This is a genomic window from Pseudidiomarina terrestris (assembly GCF_030466375.1).
Classification (GTDB): domain Bacteria; phylum Pseudomonadota; class Gammaproteobacteria; order Enterobacterales; family Alteromonadaceae; genus Pseudidiomarina; species Pseudidiomarina terrestris.
Map to the genome: position 1 here is coordinate 15533 of NZ_JAGGJE010000007.1, position 13398 is coordinate 28930.

The 13398-nt window shown below is 52.3% G+C and carries 17 protein-coding genes; 3 read left to right on the forward strand and 14 right to left on the reverse strand.

The genetic code is table 11. The features are described from left to right. Nucleotide 1: 1 nt before the first annotated feature. Complete coding sequence (locus tag J6J28_RS12500) at nt 2–364, forward strand: Na+/H+ antiporter subunit G (RefSeq protein ID WP_301722179.1); 363 nt, start codon at nt 2–4, stop codon at nt 362–364. On the opposite strand, the gene J6J28_RS12505 is transcribed toward J6J28_RS12500, so the two are convergent. The 13 genes from J6J28_RS12505 to queE all read right to left on the reverse strand — a co-directional run bounded on the left by J6J28_RS12505 (nt 361) and on the right by queE (nt 10155). Continuing rightward, on the reverse strand, nt 361–1104 hold the full coding sequence (locus J6J28_RS12505) for a hypothetical protein (protein ID WP_301722180.1): 744 nt from the start codon (nt 1102–1104) through the stop codon (nt 361–363). The two genes, J6J28_RS12500 and J6J28_RS12505, sit on opposite strands and share 4 nt — an antisense overlap. Continuing rightward, nucleotides 1101–1583: a hypothetical protein gene (locus J6J28_RS12510; RefSeq protein ID WP_301722181.1), complete on the reverse strand. Its 483-nt coding sequence runs from the start codon at nt 1581–1583 to the stop codon at nt 1101–1103. Before J6J28_RS12510 ends, J6J28_RS12505 begins: the two co-directional genes overlap by 4 nt. Next, nucleotides 1570–1944 carry a DUF192 domain-containing protein gene (locus J6J28_RS12515; protein WP_301722182.1) on the reverse strand — a complete coding sequence of 125 codons (375 nt, stop codon included), beginning with the start codon at nt 1942–1944 and terminating at the stop codon, nt 1570–1572. Before J6J28_RS12515 ends, J6J28_RS12510 begins: the two co-directional genes overlap by 14 nt. A gap of 9 nt (nt 1945–1953) precedes the next feature. Beyond that, complete coding sequence (locus J6J28_RS12520) at nt 1954–2745, reverse strand: type II secretion system F family protein (protein ID WP_301722183.1); 792 nt, start codon at nt 2743–2745, stop codon at nt 1954–1956. Then, the gene (locus J6J28_RS12525) at nt 2732–3595 is read right to left on the reverse strand and encodes a type II secretion system F family protein (protein WP_301722184.1); all 864 of its coding nucleotides are present in this window, start codon (nt 3593–3595) and stop codon (nt 2732–2734) included. The genes J6J28_RS12520 and J6J28_RS12525 overlap by 14 nt, the downstream gene beginning before the upstream one ends. Then, nucleotides 3585–4772 (reverse strand): TadA family conjugal transfer-associated ATPase, encoded by a 1188-nt coding sequence (locus J6J28_RS12530; protein ID WP_301722185.1) that lies wholly within the window; start codon nt 4770–4772, stop codon nt 3585–3587. The genes J6J28_RS12525 and J6J28_RS12530 overlap by 11 nt, the downstream gene beginning before the upstream one ends. Next, the gene (locus J6J28_RS12535) at nt 4765–5979 is read right to left on the reverse strand and encodes a type II and III secretion system protein family protein (RefSeq protein WP_301722186.1); all 1215 of its coding nucleotides are present in this window, start codon (nt 5977–5979) and stop codon (nt 4765–4767) included. Before J6J28_RS12535 ends, J6J28_RS12530 begins: the two co-directional genes overlap by 8 nt. Further along, a complete protein-coding gene (locus tag J6J28_RS12540) occupies nt 5976–6713 on the reverse strand; it encodes a CpaB family protein (RefSeq protein ID WP_301722187.1) in 738 nt (245 codons plus the stop codon). Before J6J28_RS12540 ends, J6J28_RS12535 begins: the two co-directional genes overlap by 4 nt. A gap of 163 nt (nt 6714–6876) precedes the next feature. Beyond that, nucleotides 6877–7398 (reverse strand): hypothetical protein, encoded by a 522-nt coding sequence (locus J6J28_RS12545; RefSeq protein ID WP_301722188.1) that lies wholly within the window; start codon nt 7396–7398, stop codon nt 6877–6879. Next, the gene (locus J6J28_RS12550; RefSeq protein WP_301722189.1) at nt 7371–7907 is read right to left on the reverse strand and encodes a hypothetical protein; all 537 of its coding nucleotides are present in this window, start codon (nt 7905–7907) and stop codon (nt 7371–7373) included. The genes J6J28_RS12545 and J6J28_RS12550 overlap by 28 nt, the downstream gene beginning before the upstream one ends. After that, nucleotides 7897–9096, reverse strand: coding sequence for a hypothetical protein (locus J6J28_RS12555; protein ID WP_301722190.1), 1200 nt, complete (start codon nt 9094–9096; stop codon nt 7897–7899). The genes J6J28_RS12550 and J6J28_RS12555 overlap by 11 nt, the downstream gene beginning before the upstream one ends. Then, entirely contained in the window at nt 9096–9374 is a 279-nt protein-coding gene (locus J6J28_RS12560) for a Flp family type IVb pilin (protein WP_301722191.1), read from the reverse strand. The genes J6J28_RS12555 and J6J28_RS12560 overlap by 1 nt, the downstream gene beginning before the upstream one ends. A gap of 94 nt (nt 9375–9468) precedes the next feature. Continuing rightward, nucleotides 9469–10155 carry a 7-carboxy-7-deazaguanine synthase QueE gene (gene queE / locus J6J28_RS12565; protein WP_301722192.1) on the reverse strand — a complete coding sequence of 229 codons (687 nt, stop codon included), beginning with the start codon at nt 10153–10155 and terminating at the stop codon, nt 9469–9471. A 77-nt stretch (nt 10156–10232) separates the two neighbouring features. Between queE and queC the strand changes: the two genes are divergently transcribed. Beyond that, nucleotides 10233–10892: a 7-cyano-7-deazaguanine synthase QueC gene (queC, locus tag J6J28_RS12570; protein ID WP_301722193.1), complete on the forward strand. Its 660-nt coding sequence runs from the start codon at nt 10233–10235 to the stop codon at nt 10890–10892. Here queC and nagZ read toward each other — a convergent pair. Further along, nucleotides 10889–11911, reverse strand: coding sequence for a beta-N-acetylhexosaminidase (nagZ, locus tag J6J28_RS12575; protein ID WP_301722194.1), 1023 nt, complete (start codon nt 11909–11911; stop codon nt 10889–10891). The genes queC and nagZ overlap by 4 nt on opposite strands. Before the next feature lie 191 nt (nt 11912–12102). Between nagZ and J6J28_RS12580 the strand changes: the two genes are divergently transcribed. After that, nucleotides 12103–13386: a S41 family peptidase gene (locus J6J28_RS12580; protein ID WP_301722195.1), complete on the forward strand. Its 1284-nt coding sequence runs from the start codon at nt 12103–12105 to the stop codon at nt 13384–13386. Nucleotides 13387–13398 lie beyond the last annotated feature (12 nt).

The window sequence follows — 13398 nt, forward strand, 5'->3', positions numbered from 1 at the left end:
CATGACAGACTTACCACAATGGGCTGATTTACTCATATCCTTCTTTTTGGTGCTGGGGTCCAGCTTTGCCTTTATTGGTTCGCTAGGGCTGCTTCGGCTACCTGACTTTATGGCTCGTCTGCACGCGCCTACCAAAAACACCACGCTTGGTGTTGGCAGTGTGATTATTGCGTCGATGCTGTATTTCTCTGTAACTGATTCACTCAGCCTGCACGAACTGCTCATCGCAATCTTTCTCTTTTTGACAGCTCCCATTAGTGCACATTTGCTGGCCAAGGCCGGTCTTCATCTGGAGTTGGAGATGACTGAAAATACGCGCGACCTACGAAAAAAACCAGAGCAGTACAGCGATAAAGACCACTAATTCAAGCAGCCCCCAGTTGGAGCCAGGCAGGATCGCATGGCCTGCTCCAATTGCTCGAATTGCATCAGGGCGCTACCAAAGTCATGGCCAGCCACAAGTGCGCCGCTGGTCTGAATATCCTGAATCAAGACTGTCTCGGCTGTGAGCTCGTTGATAGAGCTTAAGTGCGTCAGGCTCAGCTGTCCAAGTACGCTGTCACCGTTAAGCCTAAAGGCCCGGGTTATCCCCTGCTGGTCTAACTCAAGGTCGCTGGCAAATCTGTCTGCATAAACCCTGGCGACCCGGGGCAGTAATCGTTCAGAAAAAAGCCAATCGTCGATGTACAGGACAGGTATATTTAACCGATCGATGGCATCGACACTCACATAAGGTGAATACTCTTCATTGAGTTTCGCCAGCAGTTCGGCAGGCAAGTTGTGTATTCTCAAATTAAAGCTACCGCTTAGTAATCCGAGTCCGTCCACACTAAAATCCCGATCGCCGCCGCTTTCAGTACTTACCGGCAACTCCAGATCATAGGTATTGGCTAAAATAAAAGCGCTAAGAGGAACCCGATCATATTCGAACGAATAGGCCAGTACTGCTTTTTGCCAAAACAGAATCTCATCCTGATAGCGCTGCATTAACCGCTGATCATCCGTTAGTGGATCTACAGGGGTCGAAGTATGGGCCCAGATCAACGCCATGAAAGTGAGCAGTAGTACGATAATTGGCAGCACAAAGCCGTTGGGCCTATTCATAAAACACTGGCCTCCGCAGTTGCGATGCGCTGCAAGCGCAACAGCGCTTGCAGCAGCTCATTATAATTACGCTCAAGCCCAGCAGGTTTGCCACTGGCATCGAGCCGGGCATAACTCTTCCCGGTCAGTAAGAGCTCTGAGGCTAAGCGTAAATGGATTGCCGCGGAATTAAACCAAATTTCAAGTTGTTCCGGTTGCTGCTCCCGACAGCTCTCAAAGCTGTTCAACGCCGCATGATACTCGTGTTGGCGAAAGTAAATAGCCCCGAGAAAGCAAGGTGCCTGAGGGTCAGCAACGGGATGGGCAGCCAACTTTTGCAGTAACCCCTGGGCAAGATGATAATCCCCCTGACGATAAGCCTGCATCGCAACCTGGCGCTGCTGTTCTAAGTTAGAGTCGAATTGCTGCGCCGCCTTGGGAGTACTCTGGCAGCCAGCCAGCAACAGGACAATCGTTAGCCAAAGCTTACTCCACGGCATAGTCCACCTCATGCTCTTCAAAATGCAGCTGGCGTCCACACCATTGCTCCAGAGGATAAGGAAAACCTGATTCACATTCGATAATCGAGCGCGTTCCTCGTAAACGAATCATCACGCCAGGCTGAACGTTGCGGCGTACCGCAACAATTCGTTGCTGAGCATCAAGTCCGACAATGTCCATGGCAAACTGCATGCCCCAACTATGCACAGCAGTGCAACTCGGAAACCAATAGGCTTGGCCCCGGGGCAGTCCACCTTGCATCAGCATACCGACTAAGCGCTGCGGGAAACTGTTCATCACTTTCACTTCTTGCCACACGCAGAAGCGTTCCGGCTCTAATATAAAACGTCCTTGTTTCATGTTTTATCCTTACTGAGGTTGTAAAAAACCAATAAAAATAGGGCCTAAAATAAGTAAAAAAGTGACCGGAAAAAAGCACGTCACCAGGGGCAACAATAGTTTTACGCCAACCTCCTGTGCCAACCGCTCTGCTTCCAACTGCTGCTCTTTGCGCAACTGCTCCGCCTGCGCAATCAAAGTGTCCGCCAGTGCTCCACCGGTAAACCGTGACTGCAGTACCGCAGCGACAAAAGTGTTGCATGCAGGGTGAGGGATGCGCAGCTTAAATTCCACCAGCGCTTCATCCAGACTAACGCCAGCAAGCAACTGCTGATGGAGTACACGCAGTTGCACCAAAGCCGGTGAACCCCCACTTAATCCCGCAAGTGCATGCAGCGCTGCACGAAACGATAAGCCGGCCTGCAGCAGCATCGCCAACATATCCAGACAGGCAGGCCATTGCCGGCTGAAACGTCCGATTCGGGCGCGGTTCCGGGCGCGAGCTTGCAGATATACGCAAATCGCGCCCAGCAAAATCATCAAGCGAATCTGTTGTGGCAGAGGAAGCAGCAAACAAAAAACCACAACCAGCATTTCCAGCAACTGTCGCAACAAAACCTCTGCGGGCTCATTTAAAGGATCCTGTGACTTGGCATAAGCGGTCAGCCTGCGCTGCCAGGTCGGCGAACATCGGTTTAATAGTCGCTGCAACAGAACAGGCCCCTGACTCCAACAAAGGCGATAAAGTGCCAGGATGCTCACTCCGGCAATAAGCGCGATGAGCCCTAATGCGCTGGCAAAAAGCCAGTCAGGCGTCGTCATTGAAACGCCCCATAATTCTGCGCGTCAAAGCTATACCAATAAGCATCAGGCAGCCGCATAGCAGCAGTAAAACTCGCCCCTCCTGTGTCGTCAGCAGCAGCGCTTTGGACTGCTCTTGCACCTCTCCTATCGCAAAGAATAAGGCGAACGGTAAAACGAACATAACCTTGCCTTGCAATCTCGCCTGAGCTGAAAGACTTAACATCCGCTCCCTGGCATACTGTTGTTGCTGAATGGCGCAAGCCATGCGTGACAGCATCTGCGCTTGCTGCCCGCCATAACGGTGCCCCGTATCAATAGCGAAGGTAAAAAAGCGGACCATCGTCGAAGGCGAACGCCGGTAAAAGTCTTCCAGCGCCAGCATCAAGCTGTCTCCCGTCCGTTGCCGCTGCACCAGTAACCGAAATTCCATTTGCAAAGGTCGTGGCAACTGTTTCGCTACCAGTTCTATCGCCGGCGTAAGACTCAGACCCGCCTGCAGACTACTCGCAAGCAGCTGCAGAGCATTCGGCAGCTGCTTTTCAATTTTCTGCCGGCGGCGCTTAAGTAACGTCGTCCTTAACCATGGGAGCCCGGCGAAACAAAGCAGACATGCAAGAACTGACCAGACACCATTCGCCACCATCAGGCTCATAAAGATGACGACCGGCAGCACTAACACACTTAAGATCAACCAGAATAAACGCGCTGGAATGAAAATTAAGAATGCCGCTAATGAGAGCTCCGCATCACGCTCGAGACGTTGTTTTATTTCCCGTAATGGCTGTTGCGCCAGCAACAGTATTAAGCCAATGGCAGCTAGCACTGCCAGGCTGCCAAGCAGCGCCACCTGCCATAGCTCAATGACCATTATGCTGCCCCCATTCAGAGCCCATGCCAGTGCAACAAAGTTGACTATCGCGCCATTCGAACAGCGGCGTAATCTGGTAAGCGATGGATTCCAGTCCTACGACTTCACTGATCGCCGTAATGACACGGCGGCCATCGCTCAAGCGAGCAATTTGCACGATAACCTGAATAGCGCTGGCGATCTGTTGGCGTACGGCTGTCAGGGGCAGCTCAAAGCCCGCGAGCATCACCATCACCTCCAGCCGTTGTAGTGCTTCTCTGGGGCTATTCGCATGCAAGGTGCTCAGAGAACCTTCATGACCGGTGTTCATAGCTTGCAACATATCCAGAGCTTCAGCACCGCGACACTCTCCAACAACGATGCGATCTGGACGCATCCGCAGGGCATTGATTAATAGTTCTCTGATCGTTACCTGACCCCTTCCCTCAGCATTTGCCGGTCTGGCCTCTAAGGCAATCAGATTGACATGGCGCAACTTCAGTTCCGCAGCGTCTTCGATAGTAATGATGCGCTGATTTTCTGGCACCTCGCTGGCCAGTAAATTCAACAGCGTTGTTTTCCCGGTGCCTGTACCACCGACAATGAGGATATTTTTCCTTATTCGAACCATCTCCTGCAAATACGCTTTGGCGCTGTCAGTAATGGCGTTTAACCGAGTTAAGTCATCAAAATCTATGGTTTTCCTGGCAAATTTGCGGATGGTCAGGCAGGCCCCACGCAAAGCTAAAGGAGCGATGACGGCATTGACCCGAGAGCCGTCAGGCAAACGCGCATCCACCATTGGTTGGGCACTATCAATGCGTCGCCCGAGTGGCAGAACAATGCGTTCGATAACCTGCAACAGCTCTTCTTCACTGCGAAAGCGTATGTCCGTAGGCAATAGCTTACCCTGGCGTTCGATAAAAATAGAGTTGTAGTGATTCACCATGATCTCACTTATGCCCTCATCAGCGATGAGCGCACTGAGCGGCCCCAGCCCCATGCAGCTTTCGACCACTTCATCAATCAACTGCAGCTGCACTGCTGTTACAGCTGTCCCCTGATGCTGGAACAAATGAGCCTTGAGCAGGTCTTCCGCGAACTTGCGCAAATTAGCGGAACTGCCAAGATCGCGGTGCAAGGTGGCGCGTTGAATTTGCGACTTCAACACCTGGGTTAACTCCTCACGCTCAGTCATAACTTGTCCCCCCGAAAATAAAAGGTTCAAGTAAGCCCGTACAGCCTGCCGCCCGACGAAAATCTTTAATTTGCTGATTTGCAACTGCGCCACGCGATTGGCGTTCGACACTTGCACTGGCAAGCTTTGGCGTGACCATAATGACCAGATCGGTTTCTGCTGTGCGAAACTGCTTGGAGCCGAACAGGGCACCGAGAATGGGAAGCTTATGTAACGCGGGAAAACGATCTGCTTGCTCAGATTGCTCGTGCTGCAGTAATCCCGAGAGAATCATTGTTTCGCCCGCAGGGATGACAAGAGTGGAGGCGACCTTTCGAGTCAGCAAGCCGGGAATACCATTGACCGCTGTCGCCGGATCGATAGAACTCATTTCAGCAACCAGCTGAGTCTGGACTTTGCCGCTTTCGAGCAATTGTGGAGCAATAGTCAACTGGATCCCATAAGGGCGAAAGCTGACATCCTGTAGTCCTTGCACCAGCACCTGCGGCACCGGAAACTCACCGCCCACCAGAAACTCAGCAGTCCCGCCGCTGACAGCCGTCAATGTGGGTGTTGCCAAAAGTCTTGCCTGGCCCTGTCGCTCCATGACATCAATGGTCGACTGCGCGCTGATGGGTAAATGCAGCCATTGTCCCGCATTCTCGACCAAGGGGCCGTTGATGTGCGCTGGCCAGCGTACGCCAAGGTGGCGCGCGAAAGAGCGCTTCACTTCGGCAATCCTGACTTCGATAACTAGCATCGGGGTGCTATCCTGCTGCACAAATTCGACTTGCGACACCAGCTTGCTATGCCGTTCAACGAGTCTTTCTATAGTCTTCTGATCGCCGAGATCCAATTGCCCGGAAATACTTATGAGCTCGTCATGATGATGGACCTGTAGCTGCGGGAACTGCCGCTGTAAAGCAAGCAGCTCAAGTTTGAGCCGTTGATCCAGTGCCGCTTTGACCTCAACAACATGGCGGGCTGACAATTGCGTGTCGGTGAACATAAGCAGCTCCGTCGTACCCGCCTGCTTACCGGTGACGACCAGCACACCACTGTCGAGATGTTGGAAATTCACCACCTGATCGTTGGTGATGACGACTTCATCGACCCCCTCTAACGGGATAATGATCGACTCATCGGCTCTGACTTCAAAAACTTTGGGTTGCGCTTGTACGCTCAGACAGAACAACAACCCAATCACCGCATGTAGATGCTTTGTCATTCGCCAAAACCTCCGTTGTTCATGGTGTATATCTTTATCACCGGCTCAGCTTTTAAGGGTGCATAGTCTGGCTCAGGGTTTTGCAACCAGATCGCATAACCACTTCTGCGAATTTGTTCAAAAGCCGCGGCCTGGGCAGCTGTAAAGCGGAAGGTAAGAGTGCTCGCCAGGCCCTGCTGCCAGTCCGCCTCTGTGACATTATCGATAGCCAGGATTTCAACATTTGCGATACTCATGAGCGTGTTCTCAGAAGCTTCCCCGAAGCTGTCACGCTGCGCCACCAGACTGACTCTGTTGCCGATTGCTAAAAGACCATGATGAACCTGTTCGATGCTGATGGTCGCGGTCACCGCGTACTCATTGTGCGCAAGCACATCGCTGAACGAGGCGCGCCGCGCTTGCTGCAGAACAGCCAGCATCACAGGCTCGCCACGACTGACAAAGTGCTGCGTCAAGTTGCCAACAATGGCCATCGCATCCTGTGGTCGCAACCAGTCTTCGCTGATGTAGCCTGGTGGGTACTTGCGCTGCTGCAAATCATCAAGAGTCACCATATGGCCTTCCTCTAAGTCCCTTTTGAACACCAACACCCACTCCATGGCTGCATTACGCTGTTGTTCGATCGCTTGTGATTGTTGTTCTACATAGGTTCTCATCAGCTGATAACTGGCAATGACGAGCGCCAGTACGAGCAACACCAACAAGGTCAGTTTCCATTTCAAATTGACCTGCATCAGCTAGCTCGCCCATGGATGCAATAAAAACTGCTGCCACAGGGCGCTATACATCATCATCCAACTCATCACCACGAACTCGAGCCAGACCAATAGTGTCTGTTCGTTCACCGTCACCGGGACAATCACGATAAGTAATAGCGCCAGACTAACGATGATGACTTCAAAACTTGCCTGCCCCGACTGTCCCCGCGGAGACCACCAGGGTTTGTGAGCCCTGCTGGTATAAAAACAGGTCTTCTGTCGGCAATTGCAATGATAAATAAAACCTTCCATGGCTTAACTCCAAAAGCCGTGGTTTACGGCTCTGATAGCGAAACTGTGCAAACTGGAACAACTGCTGTGGATGCTGCTTGCTTAAATGAATCGTAATCTGCTGACCTTCACTGGCCAGCTCTTGCAAAGGCAGTCCTCGCCAGTCCGATGGCGAGGGCTGCGTCTTCGCACGAACTAAACGGGTGAGCCAGTACTGTCCCTGATGCTGTTGTAGCAACCACATCGCCCCCCGGTGCTCACACCAAAAACCCAGGTTGGTGAGCTCAGTCACCTGGCAACCGATAAGGTGCAACTGCGGCGTGTCCGGAGATATTATCCGCCAGGTCTGATGACTGCTTTGCTCGACCAGTAACTCACCCTGCCAATCCAGCGGCAAATCCATCAGCGGCATTCCCGTTTTTGCGCGCACTCCAGCTCCAACGGCGTGGCGTCCGGGTTAACATAGCCCCAGCGCAGCTGACCAGGGGCGAACTCCTCGGTGAAATGCAGCCAACTAAGTAAGCGCTGGATTTGCGGCAGACCCAACTCATTTAAACGCGCCGCGGGCGTTAACAGCGCAGGCGTTGCACTTAGCGCCCCCGGCTCACCGGCTTGCCAGGCATCCAGAATACGAGCCATGGCCACCTGCTCTTCGTTTTTTGTTAGCAAGCGCAGATTATCGCTTGCTAACTTCAGGCCGGTAAGTTGCGCAACAGGCCCTAGTACCTTTTGAGTCTGTCGGGCAAAAGCATAATCCCCAGTTTCGCTGGCCTGAGCTGGTAAACCGAACCGCCAGATTTCGGCACGACTCCTGTCAATGCGCTGCTGCTGTTGAATATTCTGGGGTTGTATCACGTCTTTGATAAGCGTCAGCAGCAGCGCCAACAGCAGGAGTATCCAAACACTCTCAATGATCGCCTGTCCGCTTTCAGTTTTCATTTTCTTGGCCTCCCGAGTACAAGCTCGCCAGCAATCCTTTCTCAGCGAGGGTGAGCGATAGCAACTGCGGCTGCCACAAGGAGTTAAATAAGTTTGCCTGCTCACTCGCGGCGTCTATACGGGGAAACAAGCTTTGCGGTCGGGAAAAAAATACACCTGCCTTAGCGGTCACATCGTTGAGTACAACAATGACCTGGGGCCAGTCATCGGGCTCTAGATCCCTGCGGTTAAAGTAGTTAAACCGCCTTGCCGTATCTGTCAGGCTGTGTTGCATGGCTTGCGCCCAGGCAGAAGTTCGCGGGTTGATAGTGGGTGAATTGCCAAAGTCATTCGGGCCATATTGACTGACTTTGTGCCCGAGATAACTTAATCCGTCGCCCCAAGGGATTTCCTCGGAATCAAGCAGCCCCGTAATGTGGATCGCGACGGTATCCATGGATTGCCAGCTCCAGTGTCCGCGAGTGTCACTCTGTAAACGCGCTGCGCCGGCTTTTTTGACGCTCACCTGAAGTGCACTGAACCATTTGTAGCTGCGCTCTCTGGTAAAACCATCCATGCTCGCCAGCATAAGTCGGTGGGCCAGTCCGCTATCATTTCCTGAGTGCTGGGCAGGAACATAACTCCACCACAACCACGGCAACTGAATCAGCCCGGGGGCGTGGAGAACCTGCCAGCTAGGCTGCTCAACATCATGGTGCGCCAGCACCTCAGCCAGAGTTCTTGGAATTTCCAAGCTAAACGTTAAACGTGCAAACCACTGCGTCGCGCGTAGCGCCGTGGTTATTAAATGTTGGAAATAGAGAGTACTTCGAATAATGGCGGTCAGGGGTCGCTCAGCGTGACCAACAGCTACGGCAATCTGCCGCGTTACGGAATTGAGATAGGGGATCCAAGTTGACACAGCGGCATTGCGATCGACGACGTCACGCATCATCTGAAACCAGCTATAAAGCCCCGCCAGCTGCGCCAGCGTAAGCTCATTAGCCAGCAACGCACGATTGATTAGCGACAGCAGATTCAACTCTCTTGCCAATAAAGTCGCAGCAGAGCTTGCCATATTGTCAGCGACATTCTGTTGATACCAGACGCTGCGAATGTTCTGACTGCCCCGCATCACAGCAAGAGTCAGTACCAACAGGGCAGCCAGAATCGGTAACAGCCAGATGCTGGTGAAACCACGGCTGCGCATTAGTTTTCACCCGACTCGGTCGCTTCGTCATAGTTGCCGAGATTGACATCCTGTCGTGCCACAGTGCCTGACCGGCGCGCAGCGGAACGGGCTTGGTTGAGTTGCTGCGAAGAGTTCTGACCACTTACTTCGTGCGCAATACCCGAAACCTGGTTGCGCACGGTTTTGCCGAGCAGTGAGTAAACCCCAATTGCAGCTACGGCAATGAGGGCAACAATGATGATGTACTCGGTCATTCCTTGACCGCGGCTTTTGAAAAGAAAACTTCCCTGTTGCATAACGCCTCCATGCGAAAAAGTAGTAGCAAGCTGATGACTCAGCTCTGAAACTATAACGCAGGGACGCTTAGTGCTTTGGCAGCGAGGAGATGACTTACTCGATATTCAGATACTTGTGCAACTGCACCGACAGACGCCAGTTACGCTTAATACAGGTTGTTATTGCCAGTTGTGTCGCACGGGGACGCTGGGAAATTGGCTGCAACGCGATAATTGCATCGGAGCGCGGTGGACAGCGCTGTAGGAGATTATCCAGCGCATCAATATGCTTTTGCATAGCGACGGGATGTTTGATTTCGTTCGCTCTTTGCATACAGTCCGGCCGTACCAGATAGCCTCCGGGCATATCCAGCTTTGGCGAAACCGTCACCCAGGTGTCCGCAGTCACCTGCAGGGCGAAAGTGCCACTGGTTTCAATTTGCAACTGATAGCCGGCCTTTTCTAAGGTCTCACCCAACTCCTGCAAATCAAACATTGCTGGCTCGCCACCGGTAATGACCACATGCCTGGCACTAAAACCTTGCTCGGTAAAAAGAGCTAACAGCTGAAGTGCAGTTAGCTCTGCCCACTCAGCTGTTGCTGACGTCTTGGTGAGCATCGTTTGCGCGTCAACTTGCTTGTCCGCTGATTTTTCCCACGTGTGCTGGGTATCGCACCAGGGACAGCCTACCGGGCAACCTTGCAGGCGCAGAAAAATGGCCGGCGTGCCAGTGAATACGCCTTCACCCTGAATGGTTTCAAATAATTCATTGACTGGATAAAGAGTAGTAATGGGTTTCATCCTGTTTTACGTTAAACTATAGCCACTATTGTACCGTAAGTCGGTCGTTAAAAAAGCAGTAATCATGGAGCTCGGGTATGGCAAAGGTTGTAGTAATTTATTCTGGCGGAATGGACTCGTTCACGGTGCTCAATCGCGCCATTCGTGACGGTCATGAGGTTTACGCTCTGTCATTTAATTACGGTCAGCGCCATGTCAAAGAACTGGAGGTGGCAGCACAAGCTGCTGCAAAACTGGGGGTGCCGCATAAAGTTGTTGATATCACCGCCGTTAATTCACTGTTAGGTGGCAGCTCACTCACCTCTGCCGATGACGCCATACCTGAAGGCCACTATGCCGAAGATTCAATGAAATCAACAGTGGTCCCCAACCGCAATATGATCTTATTATCGCTGGCTATTGGCTATGCCGTATCGCTGGATGCCAGTGCGGTCTATTACGGAGCGCACTCAGGGGATCATGCAATTTATCCGGACTGCCGCCCGGAGTTTGTGAAGCGCATGAATGATGTCAGTTTGATTGCTAACTACGAGCCGATAAGTATTGAAGTTCCCTACCTTGATAACAATAAAGCCGAGATCCTTGCCGATGGCTTAGCTATGGGGCTCGACTATGCCGACACCTGGACCTGTTACAACGGTCGCGAGCTGGCCTGTGGGAAATGCGGAGCTTGTGTCGAGCGGCTCGAAGCTTTTGCTGAAAACAAGGTCACGGATCCGCTTAGTTACGAAAGTTAAGACCCGTCGGCAAAACGCTCCAGCAGCAGCTGAGCCTGATGCCAGCGCGGATGGTTACGTAGCGTCTGCCAGCCCAGGCCAGCGCATTTAGCAAGGTGTTCGTAACAACGATTGGCGCCTTTATGCGCTTCAGTAAAGCGTGGCTCAAGCGCTTCAAGCACTGCTTTGGCTCCAGCTCGATCATTACAGGCCAACACCATATCGCAACCTGCGTCTAATGCGGCTATTGCACGTTCCGGCATAGTTCCAGCGGCAGTGGCCGCCGCCATGGCAAGATCATCACTAAAAATCACGCCCTTAAAACCTAGTTGCGCGCGCAAGACGTGCTGTAACCAACGCGCAGAGAAGCCAGCTGGTTTGTCATCCACTGCCGGATAAATAACATGCGCAGGCATTACCGCATCCATACAGTTGGCCAGTTCGATAAAAGGCGGCAAGTCAGTCCGCAGGATCTCCTCCCAGGACCGCTCATCGACAGGCATCGCAATATGGGAATCAGCCTTCACCGACCCATGCCCGGGAAAATGTTTACCGGTCGCTTTCATGCCGGCCTGATGCATGCCTTTAATGAAGCTGCGTGCTAGCAAAGTTACGTGCTCAGCATCCTTGGCAAAAGCGCGCTCGCCGATGACTTCACTCACACCGTTCATGTCCATAACTGGCGCGAAACTAATATCGATATCCATCGCCAGCACTTCACTGGCCATTAGCCAGCCCAACTCCTGTGCACAATGCTGGGCATCTTCGCGGCTGTTCGCATGCGTAAGGATTGCGGCCATCGCCGGAATTTTCGAAAAACCTTCGCGAAAACGCTGAACCCGACCGCCCTCATGGTCAACCGCCAGGATCAGTGGATTTCTGGCCGCTGCACGTGTTTGACGCACCAATTCATGTAACTGATCAATATCGGTAAAATTACGGGAAAAGTAGATGACTCCCCCCACCGCTGGATGCGCTAATAACTCGCGCTCTTCGCTGGTGATTTCAGTTCCCTGCAAATCGATCATTACTGCCGTCATAAATGCTACTCACGCTACCTGGCTAAAACAAAGATCGCAGTTTGCCAAAAATAACCGGGCGCGTCACTAAGCAATTTTGCCGAACTGGACATCTCTCAAGCGAGCGAATATAACAGTATTTCAGGTCCTATTATTGAGGTTGAAGTATGCGCTCCAGGTCCATAATCCCAGGTTACAGGAATCTATGCTTAGTGTTGTCGACAACATTGTTACTCAGCTGCGGTGGTGGCGGTAGCAGTTCTCCTGCAACCGGTGGTAGTGACGACGGCAGTTTAAGCTGCACTGTTGCGGGACAAAACCGCTACTTCCTCGATTACATGCGCGAAAATTATTTTTGGTACGAAGATATACCGACAACGGTCGACCCTGCAGAATATGCGTCCGTATACGACTTATTAGACGCAATTCGCAGTGATAACGACCGGTTCAGTTACATACTGACAGAACAGGAATATCAGGACCGCTTTGTCAACGCTGAATACATTGGCTTTGGTTTCTCCACACGGTTCAACGGTGACCGGGTGTTTATCAACTATGTTTTCGATGAGTCTCCCGCAGCTCAGGCTGGTCTTCGCCGTGCTGATGAAATCCTGGCAATTGACGGTGTCCCTGTTGGTGATCTTATCGCCAGCGGTGGCTACAACGAAGCCCTTGGTCCGCGTGAGGTCGGCGTAACTGTAACCCTCGACTGGCAGCGTCCTGACGGCACTCTCTTTAATGACATCCTGACCAAAGAACAAGTCGAAACCAATACAGTGCTCGCCACCAAGCGTCAACAGCTTGGCGGCCGCGAAGTTGGCTACTATGTCCTGAATAGCTTTATCGACCGCACCGGTGCAGACTTGAATGAGGCGTATAATGCGCTGGTTGGCGTGGATGATCTGGTCATCGATTTGCGCTACAACGGCGGGGGGCTGATCCGTTATGCAAACCAGGCCGCAACCCAGGCGGCGGGTAACAACGTCATTGGTAATACCTTTGTTTCCCTGCGTTTTAATGACAAAAACAGCGACAACAATGCTACCTCGCTGTTTGAGTTAATTGAGGGCGTTCAGCAACTGGATTTAAACCGGGTATTTGTGCTGACAACCGCCTCAAGCTGTTCCTCATCAGAGCTTATCATCAATGGCTTACAACCGTTTATTGATGTGGTGGTGATTGGCCAGCGCACCTGCGGTAAACCCGTCGGCCAGTCGCCGGACCCCTTCTGTGACAAACGCAGCTTTGTGATTAACTTTGAAACGGTCAATGCCAACGGTGACGGGCGCTATTTTGATGGGATTCCCGTGCACTGCTCAGCCGACGACCGACTGGTAGGTGACTGGGGTACCAGTGGTGATCCTCTTTTAGATGAGGCCAAACACTATATCGTTAACGGCAGTTGCAGTAGCTCAGGGACCGCTAGTTTAGCCACCGCCGCACAGCTTACAGCGGATGAGCATCCGCTTTTGCAACAATGGCGCAATGAGTTTTAATACCTAAAGTTA

What these genes read in the sequence shown, in the direction of transcription:
- J6J28_RS12500 (WP_301722179.1), top strand. Translation starts at nt 2, where the DNA reads ATGACAGACTTACCACAATGGGCTGATTTACTCATATCCTTCTTTTTG.
- J6J28_RS12505 (WP_301722180.1), bottom strand. Translation starts at nt 1,104, where the DNA reads ATGAATAGGCCCAACGGCTTTGTGCTGCCAATTATCGTACTACTGCTC.
- J6J28_RS12510 (WP_301722181.1), bottom strand. Translation starts at nt 1,583, where the DNA reads ATGCCGTGGAGTAAGCTTTGGCTAACGATTGTCCTGTTGCTGGCTGGC.
- J6J28_RS12515 (WP_301722182.1), bottom strand. Translation starts at nt 1,944, where the DNA reads ATGAAACAAGGACGTTTTATATTAGAGCCGGAACGCTTCTGCGTGTGG.
- J6J28_RS12520 (WP_301722183.1), bottom strand. Translation starts at nt 2,745, where the DNA reads ATGACGACGCCTGACTGGCTTTTTGCCAGCGCATTAGGGCTCATCGCG.
- J6J28_RS12525 (WP_301722184.1), bottom strand. Translation starts at nt 3,595, where the DNA reads ATGGTCATTGAGCTATGGCAGGTGGCGCTGCTTGGCAGCCTGGCAGTG.
- J6J28_RS12530 (WP_301722185.1), bottom strand. Translation starts at nt 4,772, where the DNA reads ATGACTGAGCGTGAGGAGTTAACCCAGGTGTTGAAGTCGCAAATTCAA.
- J6J28_RS12535 (WP_301722186.1), bottom strand. Translation starts at nt 5,979, where the DNA reads ATGACAAAGCATCTACATGCGGTGATTGGGTTGTTGTTCTGTCTGAGC.
- J6J28_RS12540 (WP_301722187.1), bottom strand. Translation starts at nt 6,713, where the DNA reads ATGCAGGTCAATTTGAAATGGAAACTGACCTTGTTGGTGTTGCTCGTA.
- J6J28_RS12550 (WP_301722189.1), bottom strand. Translation starts at nt 7,907, where the DNA reads ATGAAAACTGAAAGCGGACAGGCGATCATTGAGAGTGTTTGGATACTC.
- J6J28_RS12555 (WP_301722190.1), bottom strand. Translation starts at nt 9,096, where the DNA reads ATGCGCAGCCGTGGTTTCACCAGCATCTGGCTGTTACCGATTCTGGCT.
- J6J28_RS12560 (WP_301722191.1), bottom strand. Translation starts at nt 9,374, where the DNA reads ATGCAACAGGGAAGTTTTCTTTTCAAAAGCCGCGGTCAAGGAATGACC.
- queE (WP_301722192.1), bottom strand. Translation starts at nt 10,155, where the DNA reads ATGAAACCCATTACTACTCTTTATCCAGTCAATGAATTATTTGAAACC.
- queC (WP_301722193.1), top strand. Translation starts at nt 10,233, where the DNA reads ATGGCAAAGGTTGTAGTAATTTATTCTGGCGGAATGGACTCGTTCACG.
- nagZ (WP_301722194.1), bottom strand. Translation starts at nt 11,911, where the DNA reads ATGACGGCAGTAATGATCGATTTGCAGGGAACTGAAATCACCAGCGAA.